Consider the following 17,981-nt stretch of genomic DNA (forward strand, 5'->3'; position numbering starts at 1 on the left):
CAACAGGAGGGAGCTTCGATGCTTTCCAAGACACGTTTAGGGGCGCTGTCCGGCCTGGCTGCCGCCCTCTCCATGACTGCCACTCCGGCTGCCGCCGCCGACCTGCCAAGCGCGCCCGAGAGCAGCTCGATCTATGCCCAGTTCGACCAGAGCCGTTACGACGGCGATACCGACATCGCCGAACGCCATCGCCGTTGGGGTCGCCATGGCTGGTATCGCCACCGCAACCGCGTCGATGCGGGCGATGTGCTCGCGGGTGTGCTGATCATCGGCGGGATCGCCGCGATCGCCAGCGCCGCCAGCAACAACGATCGCCGCGATCGCGAGCGGGATTACCGCCGCGTGCGCGATTACGACCGCGACTATGATCGCCGGACCACCCGTCGCAGCACCAGCGGGTCGGGTCTCGACAACGCCGTCGATCAGTGCGTCTCGCGGATCGAACGCGATGTTCGCGTCGACAGCGTCGACAATGTCAGCCGCACCGGAGACGGCTGGTTCGTGACCGGATCGCTGTTCAACGGCACCGGCTTCACGTGCGAGATCGACAACAACGGTCGCATATCCGATATCGATTATGGCGGGTTCCAGGGCTCGTCCTACGAACCCGGCGCGGTCAACCGCGCGCAAGGCAACGACACGCAATGGAGCGATGCGCGCTATGCCGCCGCGCGCCAGTCGGTCGGCCAGTCAGTCGGTTCGCAATCGCCTTCGCCGAGCGCCGAGCAGCTGCCCGCCTATCCCGGCGGCCCGCTTCCCGGTGAGGAGTATCCCGGCGACATAGATGGCGACCTGGGCGGTTAATCGCCCGAGGATCGCGGGGGAGGCGGTGAGGCACCTTCGTCCGTCTCCCCTCCATAACCAGGCCCTCCATAACTAGGCAGGCCCAGCTGCCATTGGATAGCCGCCGCGCGAAGCGCAAAGCCCGCGACGAAGGCAGCCCCCCAGATCCAGCCGTCCGCCAGCTTGAGCGGTGCGATCAGATACATGCCCACCACGGTGATTGTGGAGGTCAGCGCTGCGGCGGTGACATAGAGTTCCGGGCGCATGATGATCGAAGGGCGTCCGGCGACGACATCGCGGATGATCCCGCCGACGCAGCCGGTGATGATGCCCATCAGCACCGCCGGGATCGGCGGGATGCCGTAGGCCAGCGCCTTGGCGCTGCCGAGCACGGCATAGGCGGCAAGGCCGGCACCGTCGGCGAAATCGACCATCTTCCCGTCCCACCAGCGCAGCGGCGTGAACCACGCAAACAGCGCGGTACCGAGGCAGATCGCGGCCACCCATGGATCGGTCATCCAGAACACCGGGGCGCCGATCAGCAGGTCGCGCACCGTTCCCCCGCCGACGCCGGTGACCAGCGCGAAGAACGCCATGGTGACGAAGGTCTGCCGCTCCTTCGCCGCGATAATCGCGCCCGAAAGCGCGAACACGGCGATGCCTGCCATGTCCAGCAGGTCGAGGATCGGGGTCAGGATCGTCTCGTTCATGGCGCTTCAGGCGCAGGAGCTTTCGCGCGGGCCTTGCGCCGCCGGAACATCAGGATCGTGCCCATCAGTGCGCCGATCAGCGAGAGAGCGGCGAACAGAATCAAGATCGGGTGGCTGGTGTCCTCGCGTTCCGAAAGGTCCATAATGTGCAGCCCCCACATGAAATCGAACCAGCGCCACCAAACGGTGCGGACAGCCTCGATCTCACCGGTATCGCGTCCGACATAGACACGCGTGCCATCCGCCAGCGCAACCTGCCAAACCGGAAGCGGACGGCGGAAATCGAACGGCACATTGTCGGCGTTGAAGAATGTGACAGCATCCACCTTGTCACCGCCGACGATCCGCCTGGACACGAGAGCGGTCGCCTGCTCGCCGGTAAGCGGCTCGATCTCTGCGCCGGTGACCATGTCGACCCGCTTCGTCGCGCCGTCGAGCGTGGTCAGGATCGCCACCGCCCGGCCATCCTGCATTACCGCGCGCATTTCCTTGAGCTGCATGTCCTCGGTCGCGAGCGCGCTGCCTTCGATCACCAATGGCTCGGGCTGCTCGGTGCCGATCCGCAGATGATTGCCGCGCACCTCCTCGATCGGCTTTGCGACCATGAACAGCCCGGTGGCGGTCCACATCACGATGGGGACGCCGACCAGCCAGCCGAGCCAGATGTGCCATTTGGCGAGGGTGCGCATTGCTCTTGCCATGAGGTTATCCGTGCAGAATCTTGCCGATGGCTTCCGCCGCGGCGATGCAATCCAGATCGCTCCAGCGGGGTCCGACGACCTGCATCCCGCAGGGCAGTTTCGCACCGAGATAGGTGCCCGAGCCGATCGGCAGCACGGTGGAAGGCAGGTTGGGGAAAGTCGCAAGCCCCGCCCAGGCGAGCCCCGGACCGGCGGGGAGGTCCTCGCCATTGATGTTGAGCGTCGAGTTGAACACCGAGCCATCGAGATGCGGGATCGCCAGAACAGGGGCTGGCGGGGCGAGCACGAAATCGTAAGTCTTGAAAAGTTGCTCCCACTCGAATTCCCGGGCCGCCTGCGCATCGAGCAGGTCGAACCAGTCGGTCGCCGTTGCCCGTTTCCCGTCGGGCGAGGGAGCGCCGCGCGCCATCGCGATGTTGAGCATCCGCAGGTAATCGGCCTGCTGCTGGGCAAGATCGGGCACGCGATCGCTGCTGCGGTCGATTGTCAGCCCGCCGCGCTCGAGCCGCGCCAGAGCCGCTTCGGTCGGCTCGGCGACGCTGGCATCGACCGGGCTGCCAGGATATTCGGTGAGAGCCAGCAGGCGGCACTCGCGCAGCCGCTTCTTGCTGCGCCTGAGCGGCAGACTCGCGCCGATTTCGGTGAGAACGGCAAGGTCGGCGGGGTTGCGCGCCAGTGGTCCGGCGATCGACAGCGCCCCGTCATGCCCCGCGACGAAATCCTTGCGCTTTGCCATCATCGGGTGATCGTGGCCGCGCTTGCTGATCAGGCCCCAGCTGGTCTTGTGCCCCCAGATGCCGCAGAAATGCGCGGGTACGCGCACCGAACCGCCGATATCGGTGCCGTATTCGCAAGGGACCATCCCGCTCGCGACCGCCGCTGCGCTCCCTCCCGATGAACCACCGGGCGAACGCTCGGGATTGTGCGGATTGGTGGTGCGGCCATAGACCGGATTGAAGCTCTGCCAGTCGGAAAGGTCGACCGGAACGTTGGTCTTGCCGATGATGATCGCGCCCGCCGCCTTGAGCTTGCGCACGAGTTCGGAATCGCGCGGGGCGATGTAATCGGTCAGCCGCTGGTGGCCCCAGCACGATTGCAGCCCCTCGACATCGAAGCTTTCCTTGACCGTCATCGGTACACCGTAAAGCGGCTGGAAATCGGGCGCGCCTTCTGCCGCGGGAGGGGACTTTTCCATCGCTTTCGCGGTTTCGTAGGCGCGCTCGAAATCCGGGACCGCCAGCGCGTTTACGGTTGCGTCGAAGTGCTCGATCCGCGTGATCGCGGCATCGACCGCCTCGTGCGGGCTGAGCTTGCCCGCGCGGATCGCGGCTGCGGTTTCGAGCGCGCCGGGTTTGTCGGTCAATTGCGGATAGGCCACGGTCCTCACTCCCCCTCTGGACGCAGCATCGCCCGCGTCATCGCGGGGTGTAGCGGATCTGCGTTTCTCCGTCCGCCGTTACCGGAAGGTACAGACCTTCGCCATAGGCAGTGATCGTTCCGGTGGATACCCTGTCGATGTCGGTCGCGATCGTGAAATCGCCCAGTTGCTGCTCGGCAACCGCGCTGTCCACTTTGCCCAGCAGCTCCTCGTAATCGCTTTCGAAATTCTGGCTCAACGCCTCTTCGATGACTTCGGTGAAATCCTGCGTCTTGGCGATTTCGATCAGGACATTGGTTGTAAAGCGCGTGGTTTCGACCTGATATTCGGGTTCGCGGAAGTGAACCTGCCGCGAGTCGGGCTCGTTTACCGGAAGCGCGGTCAGCCAGACCGTTCCGGTGGCCGGGTCATCTCGCTCGCCGGGCTTCCACGCCTCGAATTCGACGCCCACCGCAATGCGGTTGCGATCGGTGCCATAGGCGGTGACCGAGCGCAGTTCGATCATCCTTTCGCCGATCGCAGGGACCACGAACACCCGCTGGGCGCGTTTTGCCAGAGCGCGTTCGATCACCGGTTCGAGCTGAGAATATTGTGCGATCACCGGGAGGGTGAGCGCGAGGCGGATGTCATCCCCGGTATCAGCAGCACGCATCGGCGGCAGCGGTGTCGCGGATGTCGCTGCGGGCTTGTCACCAACGAAGACCTTCGTCGTCGCATCGAGCCGCATCCGCACGCTGATGGCATTTCGCGAGGCGGAATACCCTTCATAGCCGAGCGCCTGCGGGGTCAGTCGCATCCACACTGGCGGGTTCTCGCGATTGAGCGAGAGGACGGTAAAGCCGCGCTGCCACAGCGGCTCGATCTCGCCGCGTAGATCGAGCTTCGCGATCTCCCGCTCGATGCTGCGTTCCAGCGTCCTGACCACCGATTTCAGCCGCTCATCGGCTTCATCGGCGAATGTCAGTTTCTGGCCGAGCAGCTCGACGGTCGGAGGCTGTCTCCAGTCGTAGCGGATCGTCACCTTGCCGCGCAGAGACCAGTCCTCGCGCACGCTGAGCCGCACCCGCGCGGTGACATTGGCGCTCGCGGTGCCGGTCTTTTGCTTGATGATCCCGCCGACATCGCTCGCGGTGACTTCGGCCCGGATCGGCATGGTCACAACAAGGTCCAGGCCCTGGCCGCGCACCGTCAGCGATCCCCGCGTCACTCGCCCGTCGAGATCGCAGCGGATGGTGGGAGATTTGAGCGCGATCCCGATTACCTCGGCGCGCTGCGAGGGCACGCATTCGGCGCCTTTCTCGCTGATGGTCCAAAGCCGGGTCGGCACCTCGCGCTCGAGCGCGCGCCGCATCGGCGCGAGGGCAACGGTGATGTCGGTGGCAAGGCTCGAAGTCCCGTCCGGGACTTCGATCGCATCGTCGGCACGCGGCGGAGGCTCGACTTCCTGTTCGAAGAGGGAGCAGGATGCGAGGCTGAGAGCAGCGGCCAGCGCGACAGCCCTTACGTACCCGTATCCATCTCGCAATCCGTGCAACCAGGCCACCAAAGAATATCCCCCTCCAGCGTATTTACGCGAGAGGGGGACTCCATTCAATTCACCACGTTAGCGCGGCAATCAGATATGGATCGGCTTGCCCTGGACGGCCATCGCCGCTTCCTTCGTCGCTTCGGCGTGGGTCGGGTGCGCATGGCAGGTGTAGGCGATGTCTTCGCTGGTCGCGCCGAATTCCATTGCGATCGCTGCTTCTGCGATCATCGTGCCGGCGACGCTGGCGATCGCCCAGATGCCGAGCACGCGATCGGTTTCGGCATCGGCGATGACCTTTACGAATCCATCGGGCTCGTGATTGGTCTTTGCGCGGCTGTTGGCCATCATCGGGAACTTGCCGACCTTGATCTTCGATTTGTCGCCACCAGCCTTTTCGATCGCCTGTTCGGTGGTAAGGCCGACGCCTGCGATCTCGGGCAGGGTATAGACGACGTTCGGGATCACATCGTGGTTCACGATGCCGGTTTGCCCGGCGATGTTCTCGGCCACTGCGATGCCTTCGTCCTCGGCCTTGTGCGCAAGCATCGGGCCGGGGACGACGTCGCCGATGGCCCATACGCCATCGACCGAAGTGCGGAACGAATGGTCGGTCTCGATCTGGCCGCGCTGGTTCGTTTCGAGGCCGATCGCGTCAAGGCCGAGGCCTTCGGTGTTGGGCTTCCGCCCGATCGAGACGAGCACGCAATCGGCTTCCAGCGTCTCCTCGTCGCCGCCAGCTGCCGGTTCGAGCGTCAGTGTGGCCTTCTTGCCCTTGACGGTGACGCCGGTCACCTTGGTCGAAAGCTTGAACTCGATCCCCTGCTTCTTGAAGATTTTGCGCGATTCCTTCCGAACGTCGCCGTCCATGCCGGGCAGGATTTCATCGAGGAATTCGACGCACAGCACTTCCGCGCCCAGTCGCCGCCAGACGGAGCCGAGCTCGAGCCCGATCACGCCGCCGCCGATGACGACCATTTTCTTCGGCACTTTCGGAAGTTCCAGCGCGCCGGTGGAGTCGACCACTATCCCCTTGTCGTTATCGACATCGACGCCGGGCAGGGGGGTGACCGAGGAGCCGGTGGCGATCACGATGTCCTTGGCTGTGACGGTTTCATCGCCGATTTTCACCGTGTGCGCGTCTTGGAAGGTGGCGTAACCCTTCTTCCAGTCGATCTTGTTCTTCTTGAACAGGAATTCGATACCGCCGGTCAGTCCCTTGACCGCGTCGCGACGCTGGCCGTGCATCTTTTCGAGATTGAGCTTCGGCGAAACGTCGATGCCCATGTCCGCCATGGTGCCGTTCGCAGCGGCGTCGAAATACTCCGACGCGTGCAGCATCGCCTTCGAAGGAATGCAGCCGACATTGAGGCAGGTCCCACCGAGCGTTGCGCGCCCTTCCGCGCAGGCGGTCTTCAGTCCCAGCTGCGCGGCACGGATCGCCGCGACATAGCCGCCGGGACCGGCACCGATAACAAGGACGTCGTAATCGTATTCAGCCATTTTCAACTCCATGATCCCTGATGCGAGGTGGGATCGGAAAGCCTCTGTTCAACAGGTGTCTGCCGATCATGGATCGATCGGCAACGGGTTCGGACCGGCGAGCCGATCCATCATCATTTCTTGCGCAGGTGCCAGTACATGCCGACCGTCACGTATTTCTCCAGTGCGGGTACGACCGAGGGGATACGGAAGGCCTGCGAAATCGCCGTGCGGACGGGGCTCCGTCCGACATTGTAGCGTAGCGAGAGGACTTCGACGTCCTGCGCGTGGAAGGCTTCGCGAAAATCGGCGGGTGTGGCGCAATTGAAACCCGCGTCCTGCACCGTGGCGTAATCCTTGCCGACGCGATCGCGGAAGGCGTCGAGCACGACGTCGTGTCCCTTGAGCAGATGCCACCACGGCACGCGCGTCTTCGGGTAATTGTGGTGACCATAGGGGGAGTGCCACAGCGGGCTGAAACCGAAATACATCTCTCCGCCGGGCTTACAGAGGTTCACGACCGCCGTCAGCGTCTCTTTCAGCGGCATGACGTGTTCCATGGTGTTCTGCGACACGATGAAATCGACCGGCTCTATGTCCGCCTCGATCACGTCTTCGCAGCGGATATCGACCCGGTCGCCCCATTCCTCGGCCATCCGCTCCTTCGCGTAAGCGATGGCGCGCATCGACAGGTCGATCCCGACCGCCGAAGAGGCGCCGGCCTTCATCAGGCGGTGGACCATTCCCCCCGTGCTGCACCCGAAATCGAGCACCCGCTTGCCTTCGACATCGGGCATACCGCCGAAGCGCGCCCAGAAATCGGCGGAGCTGTCGCGATAGTGACGCTCGAACACCTGTTCGGCGGGAAGCAGGTTTTTCATGGGAACGTGCTCGGTCACAGGTCGATCAGCATCCGGGTCGGGTCTTCGATCGCTTCCTTGATGATCTTGAGCGCGGTCACCGCTTCGCGCCCGTCGATCAGGCGGTGGTCGTAGGACAGCGCGATGTACATCATCGGCCGGATCACGACCTCACCGTTCAGTGCGACCGGGCGGTCCTCGATACGGTGGAGGCCGAGAACGGCGCTCTGCGGCGGGTTGATGATCGGTGTGGACATCAGCGATCCGAACACGCCGCCATTGGAGATGGTGAAAGTGCCGCCCTGCATGTCCTGCATGGTGAGCGTGCCTTCCTTGGCACGCGCGCCGAAATCGGCAATGTCCTTCTCGATCTGCGCGAACCCCTTCTTGTCGGCGTCGCGGATAACGGGAACGACAAGGCCATTGGGCGCGCTGACGGCCACCGAGATATCGACGTAGTCGTGATACACGATCTCGTCGCCTTCGATGTAGGCGTTGACGCTCGGCACGTCCTTCAAGGCAAGGCAGGCGGCCTTGGCGAAGAAGCCCATGAAGCCGAGCCGGATATCGTGCTTCTTGGCGAACAGGTCCTTGTACTTGGTGCGCGCCTCGATCACCGCCGACATGTCGACATCGTTAAAGGTGGTGAGCAGCGCAGCGTTGTCCTGCGCGCCCTTCAGACGCTTGGCGATGGTCTGGCGCATGCGGGTCATCTTCACCCGCTCTTCGTTGCGAGCATCGCCGGTGGTTGCCGGAGCGGGCGAAGGCGAAGGGCTGGGGGAGGGGGCGGGCGCACCCGATTCCTTGGCCTTTGCGGCCGCCAGCACGTCTTCCTTGGTCAGGCGACCGTCCTTGCCGGTGCCCTTGATGGTCGAGGGATCGACCCCGTGTTCGAGCACAGCGCGGCGCACCGCAGGCGACATGGTGATCGCGGCGTCGGGTGCAGCTTCCTTGGCAGCGGCAGGGGCCGGCGACGGTGCGGGGCTGCTGTCCTTCGCAGCCGGCTTGGCCGACGCTTCGGCGCCTTCATCGATCACCGCGATAACCGCGCCAACCTCGACCGTGTCGCCGACTTCGGCCTTGTGCTCGGACATGACGCCCGCGACCGGCGAGGGCACATCGACCGCGACCTTGTCGGTTTCGAGGCTCGCGATCGGCTCATCGGCCTCGACGGCGTCGCCGGGCTGCTTGAGCCATTCGCCGATGGTTCCTTCGGTGACCGACTCACCCAGAGCCGGGACTGTGATTTCGGTGGCCATATTCTTTTTTCCTCAGTGCCTTACCGGGATAGGCTGGATTACTTCGAGAGGCCCAGCGCGTCGGCGACCAGCGCCTCCTGCTGTTCCTGGTGACGTTTTGCGAGACCGGTTGCAGGCGAAGCCGAGGCATCGCGGCCGGCATAGACCGGACGCATGCCTGCGTGTCCGGCCTGGGTGAGCGAATCCTCGATCTGGTTCTGCACGAAGAACCACGCGCCGTTGTTCTTTGGCTCTTCCTGGCACCAGACAACGCTTTCGAGATTGGCCATGCGCTTCATCCGCACCGCCAGCGGATCGCCGGGGAAGGGATAGAGCTGCTCGATCCGGACGATCGACACGTCCTTCAGCTTCTCGCCGTCGCGCTTTTCGATCAAATCGTAGGCGACCTTGCCGCTGCACAGGACGAGACGCTTGATCTTGGCGTCGTCTGCCGTGTCAGGCTCCATCGCCGGGTCCGACTTGATCCGCATGAAGTGATGCTTGCCCTGGAATTCCTCGCGCGGGCTCTTCGCCATCGGGTGACGCAGCAGCGACTTGGGCGTCATGATGATCAGCGGCTTGCGGAAGCTCCGCAGCATCTGCCGCCGCAGCACGTGGAAGTAATTCGCCGGAGTGGTGATGTTGCAGACCTGGATATTGTCGTTCGCGCACAGTTGCAGGAAGCGTTCCAGGCGTGCCGAAGAGTGCTCCGGTCCCTGGCCTTCGTAACCGTGGGGCAGCAGCATCACGAGCCCGTTGGCGCGCAGCCATTTGGCCTCGCCGCTGGCGATGAACTGGTCGATCATGATCTGCGCGCCGTTGGCGAAATCGCCGAACTGCGCTTCCCACAGAACCAGGGTCTTGGGATCGGCCATCGCGAAGCCGTATTCGTAGCCGAGCACGCCATATTCGGAGAGCGTGCTGTCGTAGACTTCGAACTTGCCGTGCGGCAGCGTCGTCAACGGGATGTATTTGCTCTCGTCCTTCTGATCGACCCAGACGGCATGGCGCTGCGAGAAGGTGCCGCGCCCCGAGTCCTGCCCGGACAGCCGCACGCCATACCCTTCCATCACGAGACTGCCGAATGCGAGCGCTTCGGCGGTGGCCCAATCGAAGCCTTCGCCGCTGTCGAACATCTCGCGCTTTGCGTCGAGCACACGGTTGAGCGTCTTGTGGGCGTTCAGATGCTCCGGAACTTCGGTCAGCACCTGGCCCAGCCGGTCGAACATCTTGGGCTCGATCGCGGTCTCGATGTTGCGCCGCGCGGTCTCGTCGTCGACCGGCTTGTTCAGCCCGGCCCAGCGTCCGCCGAACCAGTCGGCCTCGTTCGCCTTGTAGCTCTTGGCGGCCTCGAACTCCTCGTCGAGATGCGCGACGAATTCTGCCGCGACCTGGTCGCGGTGGCCTTCGTCGATCACGCCCTCGGCGATCAGGCGTTCGGAGTAGATCTTGGAGACCTTCGGATGCTTGCGAATGACATCGTACATCAGCGGCTGGGTGAACTTCGGCTCGTCGCCTTCGTTGTGGCCGAAACGGCGATAGCACCACATGTCGATCACCACGTCGCGCCCGAAACGCTGGCGGTATTCGACCGCGAGTTTGCAGGCGAAGGTCACCGCTTCGGGATCGTCGCCATTGACGTGCAGGATCGGCGCCATCACCCCCTTCGCCACGTCGCTGGGGTAGGGCGAGTTGCGCGCGAAGTTGGGCGAGGTGGTGAAGCCGATCTGGTTGTTGATGATGAAGTGCAGGCAGCCGCCGGTGTCGTAGCCCGGCACGCCCGACAGCGAGAGGCTTTCCCACACCACCCCCTGGCCCGCGAAGGCCGCATCGCCGTGGATCAGCACGGGCAGGACCTGCTCGTGCTTCTTGAGGTCGTCGCGGATCGCCTGCTGCGCGCGGGTCTTGCCGAGCACGACCGGGTTCACCGCCTCGAGGTGCGAGGGGTTGGGGACCAGCGACATATGAACCGAGATATCGTCGAACGAGCGATCGGTGCTGGTGCCGAGGTGGTATTTCACATCGCCCGATCCGCCGACATCTTCAGGGTTGGCCGATCCGCCGGAGAATTCGTGAAAGATCACCTTGTAGGGCTTGGCCATCACGTTCGCGAGGACGTTCAGTCGCCCGCGGTGCGCCATGCCGTAGATGATCTCGCGCACGCCCGCGCTGCCGCCATGCTTGATGACCGCTTCGAGTGCCGGGATCATCGATTCCCCGCCATCGAGACCGAAGCGCTTGGTGCCGACGTATTTCTTGCCGAGGAATTCCTCGTATTGCTCACCGCGTAGCACGGCGGCGAGGATCGCCTTCTTGCCCTCGGGAGTGAACTGGATCGTCTCGCCCGGGCTTTCGAACTTGTCCTGCAGGAAGCGCCGCTCTTCGGTGTCGGCGATATGCATGTATTCGAGGCCGACCTTGCCGCAGTAAACCTCTTTCAGCCGCTCGTGCAGCTTGCCCACGGTGGTCCATTCCATGCCGAGCACGCCGCCGACATAGACTTCCTCGCTCTCGCGGCCTGCAAGGCCATGGAATTCGAGCGTCAGGTCCTGCGGGACCTCGCGCTTCTTCGACAGGCCGAGCGGGTCGAGATCGGCGGCGAGATGGCCGCGCACACGGTAGAGCCGAACCAGCGTCATCGCCGCGATCGAGAGGCTTGCGGCGTTCTCTATCGCTTTGGGATCGAGCGCCTTGCCGCCTGCCTTCGCCGCTTTCTCGACGACGACGCGCATCTGCGTCGGGTCCATGGCCGAGGCGAGGTCCTCGCCCGCACCGCTGACCTGGTCGAGCCACTTGGGGTTATCCCAGGATGGGCCGGGTTGCGGCCCTTCCTGGTCGGTCATTTGCGGAATGAAGTCGTTCGGTTCTTGACCCATGAGGGTTCTCCGTGGGGAGGGGAGTGGTTACGCCATTTCTTTCAGCATCGCGTCGAGCGTGGTGCCGAGTTCGCTGGGCGAGGGCGAGACGCGGATGCCCGCCGCTTCCATCGCCGCAATCTTGTCGTCGGCGCCGCCCTTGCCGCCAGAAACGATGGCGCCCGCGTGGCCCATGCGACGGCCCGGAGGCGCGGTGCGGCCTGCAATGAAGCCGACGGTCGGCTTCCTGCGACCCTTGGCGGCTTCCTGCTTGATGAATTCGGCGGCTTCTTCCTCGGCGCTGCCGCCGATTTCGCCGATCATGATGATGCTTTCCGTCTCGGGATCGTCGAGGAACAGGTCGAGCACGTCGATGAAGTTGGTGCCGTTGACCGGGTCGCCGCCGATGCCGACTGCGGTGGTCTGGCCGAGGCCGACCTGCGTGGTCTGGTGCACCGCTTCATAGGTCAGAGTGCCCGAGCGCGAGACCACGCCGACGCTGCCCTTCTTGAAGATCGAACCCGGCATGATGCCGATCTTGCACTCGTTCGGGGTGAGGACGCCGGGGCAGTTCGGGCCGATCAGGCGCGACTTGCTGCCCTTCAGCGCGGCCTTGGCCTTCACCATGTCGAGCACCGGAATGCCTTCGGTGATGCAGATGATCAGCTCGATCTCGGCATCGATCGCCTCGCAGATGGCATCGGCGGCGAAGGGCGGGGGCACGTAAATGCACGAAGCGGTCGCGCCGGTCGCTTCCTTGGCTTCCTTGACGGTGTTGAACTGCGGCAGGCCGATATGCTCCGTCCCGCCTTTCCCCGGAGTCACGCCCGCAACCATCTGCGTCCCGTAATCGAGCGCCTGCTGAGTGTGGAAGGTGCCGGTGTTGCCGGTCATGCCTTGCGTGATGACCTTCGTGTCTTTGTTTACGAGGATGGACATTCAAAAACTCCGTCTTGGTAATTCTGGTTAGCTGCCGCCAAGCCACACGCCGCGATCATAGACGCTCATCGTGTACTGGTCGGCGCGCTGGAGGGCGCGGGTGGAAGCGCACAGGGCGAAATGCTGCCGCGCTCCGGCGAGGAAGCGATCCTGGTCGAAAACCTTGCGCGCCGGATCGTTCTGGCTCGCCACGGCGAGGTCGAAGCATTCGCGGGCGAGAGCGAGATTTTCGTCGGTGTCGGTCTCTGGTCCGTCAAGGGCTGCGTAAATGCGCACGAGGCGCGTCCGATTCTGCGCGCGCCAGTTGACGCAGGCGCGGTACTCGGTGCCGTCGGCGAGGGTGAACATCTGCGTGTCGCTGCAATAGACGCGCTGCTCCTGCGGGACGTCGCGGGCGAAATCCTCCGCAATCTCCGCCCGATCGACCTCGCGTGCGATGGCAGGTGTGCAAAGCACGCCCCCGAGAAGAATGGAGGTGAGAACCTTATGCAAGATCGCTGTCGAGCCCCTTGCACGCCTCGAGCAGTTCCTCGACCGCGTCGGTGCTGACCTTGAGGTTGGCTTTCTCTTCATCGGACAGTTCGATTTGGATAACTTCCTCGGTGCCGCCCGCGCCGATCACGGTCGGGACGCCGACATATAGGCCATCGAGACCATACTTGCCTTCTACGTAGCTCGCACACGGCAGGATGCGCTTCTGGTCGCCGAGATAGGCTTCGGCCATGGAGATCGCGCTGGTGGCGGGCGCGTAATAGGCCGAGCCGTTGCCGAGCAGGCCGACGATCTCGCCGCCGCCGCCGCGCGTACGCTTGACGATCTCGTCGATGCGCTCGGGCGAAACGCCCTTGATCTTGGCATAGTCGTTCACCGGGATGCCGTTGATCGTGGTGTAGCTGGTGACGGGGACCATCGTGTCGCCGTGGCCGCCGAGTACGAAGGCGTTCACATCGCGGGTCGAAACGCCGAACTCCCAGGCGAGGAAGGTCGCGAAGCGCGCGCTGTCGAGCACGCCTGCCATGCCGACCACCTTGTTGTGCGGCAGGCCGGAAAACTCGCGCAGCGCCCACACCATCGCGTCGAGCGGGTTGGTGATGCAGATCACGAAGGCGTCGGGGCAGTTGTTCTTGATGCCTTCGCCGACCGCCTTCATCACCTTGAGGTTGATGCCGAGCAGGTCGTCGCGGCTCATGCCCGGCTTGCGCGGCACGCCTGCGGTGACGATCACGACGTCGGCGCCCGCGATGTCGGCATAGTCGTTCGATCCGGTGATTTTGGCGTCGAACCCTTCGATCGGGCCACACTGCGAGAGATCAAGGGCCTTGCCCTGCGGCATGCCCTCGGCGATGTCGAACAGGACGATGTCGCCCATTTCCTTCTTCGCGGCGAGGTGGGCGAGCGTGCCGCCGATCATGCCGGAGCCGATAAGCGCGATCTTCTTGCGTCCTGCGTTCTTGGCCATGTGCGAGAGTTCCTTCCCTGGTCGTGCGGGACGAAAAGTGTCTCAAAAGTCCAGATGATCAGACCCCGTCCCGAGAGTCGGCCATCCCGAATTCAGATGGCGGGGTAGGCGGCTGGGAGGGCGATTGCAACCGCCAACCGGGAGTCTTCGGGAACTTTCTTTGCAATTGGTTCGCAGTTGCAATAATGGTTGGACGAATAGGCGAAATCGCGCAGTGAGCCGCTTTGCCGTAAAGACGTTTGGCCGATGGAGTGGTGCGGATAGTCGGACAGCGGCCTTCCGCGGCGGTCCGCCAAGTCAGGTTCCGACCTTGCGGACCTCGCCTTCGCGCTCCTTGGCGAGCAGCATCGCGGCGAGATAATCGGGCACCGGGCGGCTGAAATGATAGCCTTGTCCCAGCGTGCAGCCCGTCGCGCGTACCGCTTCGACCTGTTCGCTCGTTTCCAGACCTTCGGCGACGATCTCCATCTCCAGCGTCGAAGCCAGCTCGGCCACGGCGCGGAATATCGCTTCGCTCTTGCGGCCGACTTCGTCTCCGGAAACGAGATTGCGATCCACCTTGATCTTGGTGAACGGGTATTTGTCGATGTGGCAGAGCGATGAGTAACCCGTGCCGAAATCGTCGAGCGCAAATTTTACCCCGAGTTCCGACAGTTCCTCGATGAAGGCGGCGGTGGTTTCGTCGTCGTCGGCAAACAGGCTTTCGGTCACTTCCAGCTCGAGCCTGCTGGGATCGAGGCCCGATTCACGCAGGGCGTTGCGCACGCCGAGCGCCGCGCCGGGCGCGCGGATCTGAAGTGGTGTGAGATTTACCGATAGGGTGACGTCATCCGGCCAGGTTGCGGCCACCCGGGCAGCCTGCACGGTGATCCAGTTGCCGAGGGTGACGATCACGCCCGATTCTTCGGCCACGGGGATGAATTCGTCGGGGCTCAGCTCGCCTTTCTCCGGGTGGAACCAGCGAATCAGCGCCTCGAAACTGCGGATACGCCCCGTTTCCAGATCCACGATCGGCTGGAAGAACACCGACAACTCGTCGCGCTGGATTGCGACGCGCAGTTCGTCTTCGATCTCCCGGCGGCGCACGAGGTTGCGGCTCATCGAGCGGTCGAAGAAGCAGGTCTTGGAGCGCCCCTCCAGCTTGGCATGATAAAGCGCAAGATCGGCGCATTGCATCAATGTATCGGTGTCGGTGCCGTCTTCGGGCAGCAGCGCGACCCCAAGCGAAGCGCGTACGTCCAGCCGGTCCCCGTCGATCCGCATCGGGCCCAACAGCTGGGCGTGAATTTCACTGGCAAGCGTTACCGCGTGCGCTCGATCTGTGATCGGGCAGAAGACAACGAACTCGTCTCCGCCGAAGCGCGATATTGTCGAGCCTTCGGGGCAGATCTCGCGCAGTCGGCGGGCGACCTCGCCGAGCACCCTGTCTCCGACCGGATGGCCGAGCAGGTCGTTCACTTCCTTGAACCGGTCGAGATCGAGCCAGATCAACGCCAGGTGGCTGTCATCGTCGATGCTCATCATCGTTTCGACCATCGCGTGATTCAGGCCCGCGCGATTGGCTAACCCCGTGACGACGTCGGTTCGCGCCAGCGCTCTCATTTCGTCTGCAAGCTTGGCACTTGTTTCCGCCGCAGCAAACGATTGTCGCAACACATTGAAGATGTTGAGAGAGATGGAGGTGACTGCAGGAACTATCAGCAGGATGATGAAAAAGAGCGCGAGATGGGCGACGGTCCCGGCCGAAAGCGCGGCTATCATGATCGGAACGCAAACCAGCGGGAGTTGCCCGATCGCAATCATGGGGCGACCGGCATTGCTGCAGGCAGCGGCGGCGCCATAACACAGCGCATAAGCGCCGAGCAGTAGCTGGGCCGCGTTGGGTGCAGAGAGCCAGATGGCAATCGCTGCCACGAGGCCGAGCGCGAGCGCATAGCTGAACGCCCCGATCTCATAGATGAACTCGAGCGCCCTCGTACTGGTCCTGCGGGATTCCGGAGAAAATGCGAGCGCTGCGGATACCCGCGCAACAGCGATGACCGTGAGAGCGATGCTGCCGATCCACAGTTCGGGGATGTCCGACACCCATGCCGCCACCGAGGCCGCGGCTACGCCATTGAAGGCTCCGACGGCAAGCGTGAACGGCTTGCTGTAGAGCTCATTGACGAGCAGCCGCCGGACGCGCGCGGAGACTTTATCCGAACGACCGCGCCCGCTTCGCAGCGCGTGCAGTATTGCGAGGGGCTTTGTCGCATCCATACAAGACGGGACCTATCCCTAACAGGTCAAGTTCGGGTTAACGCTCTACTTACCGCGATAATCCCCGCAAACGAGGGGTTTGGCCCGAAGGCGTTCCGGTTCGGTGTCCCGCTTGGCTCCCGCTCAGGAGATTTCCCGTTCCTGCATGTCCCGGTCGATCTCGACGGCAAGGCGGCGATCGAGCGTGCGGGTGATGTCGAGCCACCAGTCATAAGACTGGCGATCGCCTGCGAGAAACGCCTCTTCGGCCTGGCCTCGCGCAACGCTTGCTGCACCCAGACCATGCTCGGCAAAGTGGCGCAAGGCGGCGCGCAGCACCTGATCGCTCGGCACGGGATTGCCGTTGTCGTTGGCAGCGCGCTCGATGGCGCGGCCGACAAGGGCACGAGCGATAGGAGAGCAGGCGGGCAAGCGCCCCGGGCTGTTGGGGGCGGCGAAGCGGATCGACATGCGACAGTTCATCCCGTCTTGGGCGCTACCGGTTCCATCGGGGTCCACTGGCCTGGGTGCTGTGGTGGAACGAAGCGTGTGTTTCAGCGAGGACTTGGGCGATAGCGAGCGTGCGCTAAGGCTTGGTGTTTCAACACGGTTTCGCGAAAATTAATCGGCGCGCGGATGCCGCGTCAGGGCTGGTCCTGTGCGGAAGCGGCTTCGGCTTCGACCGGCTTCTTGGGGCGCTGCTTCCATTGCCCCGCCTGGGCATATTCCTGCCGGACCTGTCCGACCTTGCCGAAGCCATCGGCGGCGGCGGCGGGCTCGGCGAGTGCCGCATCGCGTGGAGGCGGAGCCGTCCCTGCGGGGCCGATCTCGTATTCGATCCTCGGCGCAGCAGCGGTATCGGAAGTGCCCACCGTGCTCGGGCTCGCGGTGCGAGCGCCGACGCTCGGTTCCGAACCCGAATAGCGCGCGACGAAGGCGGATTTCTCACCGCCCGCGCCGCGGTTGCGATAAAACCTGTGCGCGCCGATCGTGCCGATGTGATCGAGCGAGCTTGCCCATGATGGATTGACCCACAGCGTGTGATAGTGCGTCGCATGGCCGACCGGCGCGTAGACGCTGCCCGACAACGCGTCGGACGCGATGGCCCGGGCTCTGCGCCAACTGGCACCGCTCGCCTTTCGGGCGAGACTGCCGTCGCAGGTGAAGGTAAACTGGCATCCGGTCGGGCGCTGTGACCCCTGATACACCACGCCGCACACGCTGCCCGGCCAGCTCGGATGGGCCACGCGGTTGAGCACGACTTGCGCGACCGCTCGCTGGCCCGCCTCGCTTTCGCTGGCCGCCTCGTACCACACCGCCTGCGACAGGCATTCGAGCGCGCGGCTGTGGCCAGAGCCGACGACCGATGAGACAAACGGGCGCGCGGCCGGACCCGCGTCGATCAGCTCGCCCAACCGCCTGCCGTCCTCAGCTCCGCCGCCGAGCGGATCGGCGGAGGGCAGGGCGGTCAGCCCGGTATCGAGCGGATCGGCAAGGAAGAAATAGGCCGAACCGGGAAAGCTCATCCCCGGACGCTCGAACGGCATGGCGGGCATGGCCGCCATTTCGCGTGCGACGGATTCGGATTCGATCGGCGCAGCACCGGCGATCGCGCCGAAATCCCCCGGCGCGGCCATTGCCGGAACCGCGAGCACGGCGAGAAGCACCGCAATGCGCTTACGCAAAGCGGTGCGGTCGCCTGAGGCGTGCGGCGTGCCGGTTTCGCTGCGGCGCAGGAGGGATCGGATCGGTTTCATGTCGCGCCAACGCGCGTACTGCGGTCGGCCCTTATGCACGAGCGCGTCGACAGGCC

Annotated in this window: 15 protein-coding genes; 1 reads left to right on the forward strand and 14 read right to left on the reverse strand. The window is 64.1% G+C overall.

The genetic code is table 11. The annotated features are described in order from the left end of the window. The first annotated feature begins 18 nt into the window (after positions 1-18). The gene (locus tag ACI5KX_RS07135) at positions 19-804 is read left to right on the forward strand and encodes a hypothetical protein (protein ID WP_406809979.1); all 786 of its coding nucleotides are present in this window, start codon (positions 19-21) and stop codon (positions 802-804) included. Here ACI5KX_RS07135 and ACI5KX_RS07140 read toward each other — a convergent pair. From ACI5KX_RS07140 to ACI5KX_RS07205, 14 genes are all read right to left on the reverse strand, one after another. Continuing rightward, the gene (locus ACI5KX_RS07140; RefSeq protein WP_406809980.1) at positions 801-1,493 is read right to left on the reverse strand and encodes a trimeric intracellular cation channel family protein; all 693 of its coding nucleotides are present in this window, start codon (positions 1,491-1,493) and stop codon (positions 801-803) included. The genes ACI5KX_RS07135 and ACI5KX_RS07140 overlap by 4 nt on opposite strands. Then, complete coding sequence (locus ACI5KX_RS07145) at positions 1,490-2,194, reverse strand: PepSY domain-containing protein (protein WP_406809981.1); 705 nt, start codon at positions 2,192-2,194, stop codon at positions 1,490-1,492. Before ACI5KX_RS07145 ends, ACI5KX_RS07140 begins: the two co-directional genes overlap by 4 nt. Positions 2,195-2,198: 4 nt before the next feature. After that, a complete protein-coding gene (locus ACI5KX_RS07150; RefSeq protein ID WP_406809982.1) occupies positions 2,199-3,572 on the reverse strand; it encodes an amidase family protein in 1,374 nt (457 codons plus the stop codon). Between the two features lie 37 nt (positions 3,573-3,609). Then, the gene (locus ACI5KX_RS07155) at positions 3,610-5,115 is read right to left on the reverse strand and encodes a DUF4403 family protein (RefSeq protein WP_406809983.1); all 1,506 of its coding nucleotides are present in this window, start codon (positions 5,113-5,115) and stop codon (positions 3,610-3,612) included. 72 nt (positions 5,116-5,187) lie between these two features. Beyond that, positions 5,188-6,600 carry a dihydrolipoyl dehydrogenase gene (lpdA, locus tag ACI5KX_RS07160; protein ID WP_406809984.1) on the reverse strand — a complete coding sequence of 471 codons (1,413 nt, stop codon included), beginning with the start codon at positions 6,598-6,600 and terminating at the stop codon, positions 5,188-5,190. A gap of 113 nt (positions 6,601-6,713) precedes the next feature. Further along, positions 6,714-7,460 carry a class I SAM-dependent methyltransferase gene (locus ACI5KX_RS07165; RefSeq protein ID WP_406809985.1) on the reverse strand — a complete coding sequence of 249 codons (747 nt, stop codon included), beginning with the start codon at positions 7,458-7,460 and terminating at the stop codon, positions 6,714-6,716. A gap of 14 nt (positions 7,461-7,474) precedes the next feature. Next, positions 7,475-8,698, reverse strand: coding sequence for a 2-oxoglutarate dehydrogenase complex dihydrolipoyllysine-residue succinyltransferase (gene odhB / locus ACI5KX_RS07170; RefSeq protein WP_406809986.1), 1,224 nt, complete (start codon positions 8,696-8,698; stop codon positions 7,475-7,477). A gap of 38 nt (positions 8,699-8,736) precedes the next feature. Then, entirely contained in the window at positions 8,737-11,553 is a 2,817-nt protein-coding gene (locus ACI5KX_RS07175) for a 2-oxoglutarate dehydrogenase E1 component (protein ID WP_406809987.1), read from the reverse strand. 27 nt (positions 11,554-11,580) lie between these two features. After that, a complete protein-coding gene (gene sucD, locus ACI5KX_RS07180; RefSeq protein ID WP_406809988.1) occupies positions 11,581-12,471 on the reverse strand; it encodes a succinate--CoA ligase subunit alpha in 891 nt (296 codons plus the stop codon). A 27-nt stretch (positions 12,472-12,498) separates the two neighbouring features. Then, positions 12,499-12,927 carry a hypothetical protein gene (locus tag ACI5KX_RS07185; protein ID WP_406809989.1) on the reverse strand — a complete coding sequence of 143 codons (429 nt, stop codon included), beginning with the start codon at positions 12,925-12,927 and terminating at the stop codon, positions 12,499-12,501. Between the two features lie 28 nt (positions 12,928-12,955). Next, positions 12,956-13,930 carry a malate dehydrogenase gene (mdh, locus tag ACI5KX_RS07190; RefSeq protein ID WP_406809990.1) on the reverse strand — a complete coding sequence of 325 codons (975 nt, stop codon included), beginning with the start codon at positions 13,928-13,930 and terminating at the stop codon, positions 12,956-12,958. 297 nt (positions 13,931-14,227) lie between these two features. Continuing rightward, positions 14,228-16,189, reverse strand: coding sequence for a putative bifunctional diguanylate cyclase/phosphodiesterase (locus ACI5KX_RS07195; protein ID WP_406809991.1), 1,962 nt, complete (start codon positions 16,187-16,189; stop codon positions 14,228-14,230). A gap of 123 nt (positions 16,190-16,312) precedes the next feature. Further along, positions 16,313-16,639 (reverse strand): hypothetical protein, encoded by a 327-nt coding sequence (locus ACI5KX_RS07200; protein ID WP_406809992.1) that lies wholly within the window; start codon positions 16,637-16,639, stop codon positions 16,313-16,315. Positions 16,640-16,812: 173 nt separating this feature from the next. Next, the gene (locus ACI5KX_RS07205; protein ID WP_406809993.1) at positions 16,813-17,925 is read right to left on the reverse strand and encodes a cell wall hydrolase; all 1,113 of its coding nucleotides are present in this window, start codon (positions 17,923-17,925) and stop codon (positions 16,813-16,815) included. Positions 17,926-17,981: the final 56 nt, after the last annotated feature.

This window comes from Erythrobacter sp. GH1-10, assembly GCF_045363165.1.
Taxonomy (GTDB): Bacteria; Pseudomonadota; Alphaproteobacteria; order Sphingomonadales; family Sphingomonadaceae; genus Erythrobacter.

Coding starts and splice junctions, on each gene's coding strand:
- ACI5KX_RS07175 (WP_406809987.1), bottom strand. CDS start 11,553: ATGGGTCAAGAACCGAACGACTTCATTCCGCAAATGACCGACCAGGAA.
- odhB (WP_406809986.1), bottom strand. CDS start 8,698: ATGGCCACCGAAATCACAGTCCCGGCTCTGGGTGAGTCGGTCACCGAA.
- ACI5KX_RS07140 (WP_406809980.1), bottom strand. CDS start 1,493: ATGAACGAGACGATCCTGACCCCGATCCTCGACCTGCTGGACATGGCA.
- sucD (WP_406809988.1), bottom strand. CDS start 12,471: ATGTCCATCCTCGTAAACAAAGACACGAAGGTCATCACGCAAGGCATG.
- ACI5KX_RS07200 (WP_406809992.1), bottom strand. CDS start 16,639: ATGTCGATCCGCTTCGCCGCCCCCAACAGCCCGGGGCGCTTGCCCGCC.
- ACI5KX_RS07205 (WP_406809993.1), bottom strand. CDS start 17,925: ATGAAACCGATCCGATCCCTCCTGCGCCGCAGCGAAACCGGCACGCCG.
- mdh (WP_406809990.1), bottom strand. CDS start 13,930: ATGGCCAAGAACGCAGGACGCAAGAAGATCGCGCTTATCGGCTCCGGC.
- ACI5KX_RS07135 (WP_406809979.1), top strand. CDS start 19: ATGCTTTCCAAGACACGTTTAGGGGCGCTGTCCGGCCTGGCTGCCGCC.
- ACI5KX_RS07165 (WP_406809985.1), bottom strand. CDS start 7,460: ATGAAAAACCTGCTTCCCGCCGAACAGGTGTTCGAGCGTCACTATCGC.
- lpdA (WP_406809984.1), bottom strand. CDS start 6,600: ATGGCTGAATACGATTACGACGTCCTTGTTATCGGTGCCGGTCCCGGC.
- ACI5KX_RS07145 (WP_406809981.1), bottom strand. CDS start 2,194: ATGGCAAGAGCAATGCGCACCCTCGCCAAATGGCACATCTGGCTCGGC.
- ACI5KX_RS07195 (WP_406809991.1), bottom strand. CDS start 16,189: ATGGATGCGACAAAGCCCCTCGCAATACTGCACGCGCTGCGAAGCGGG.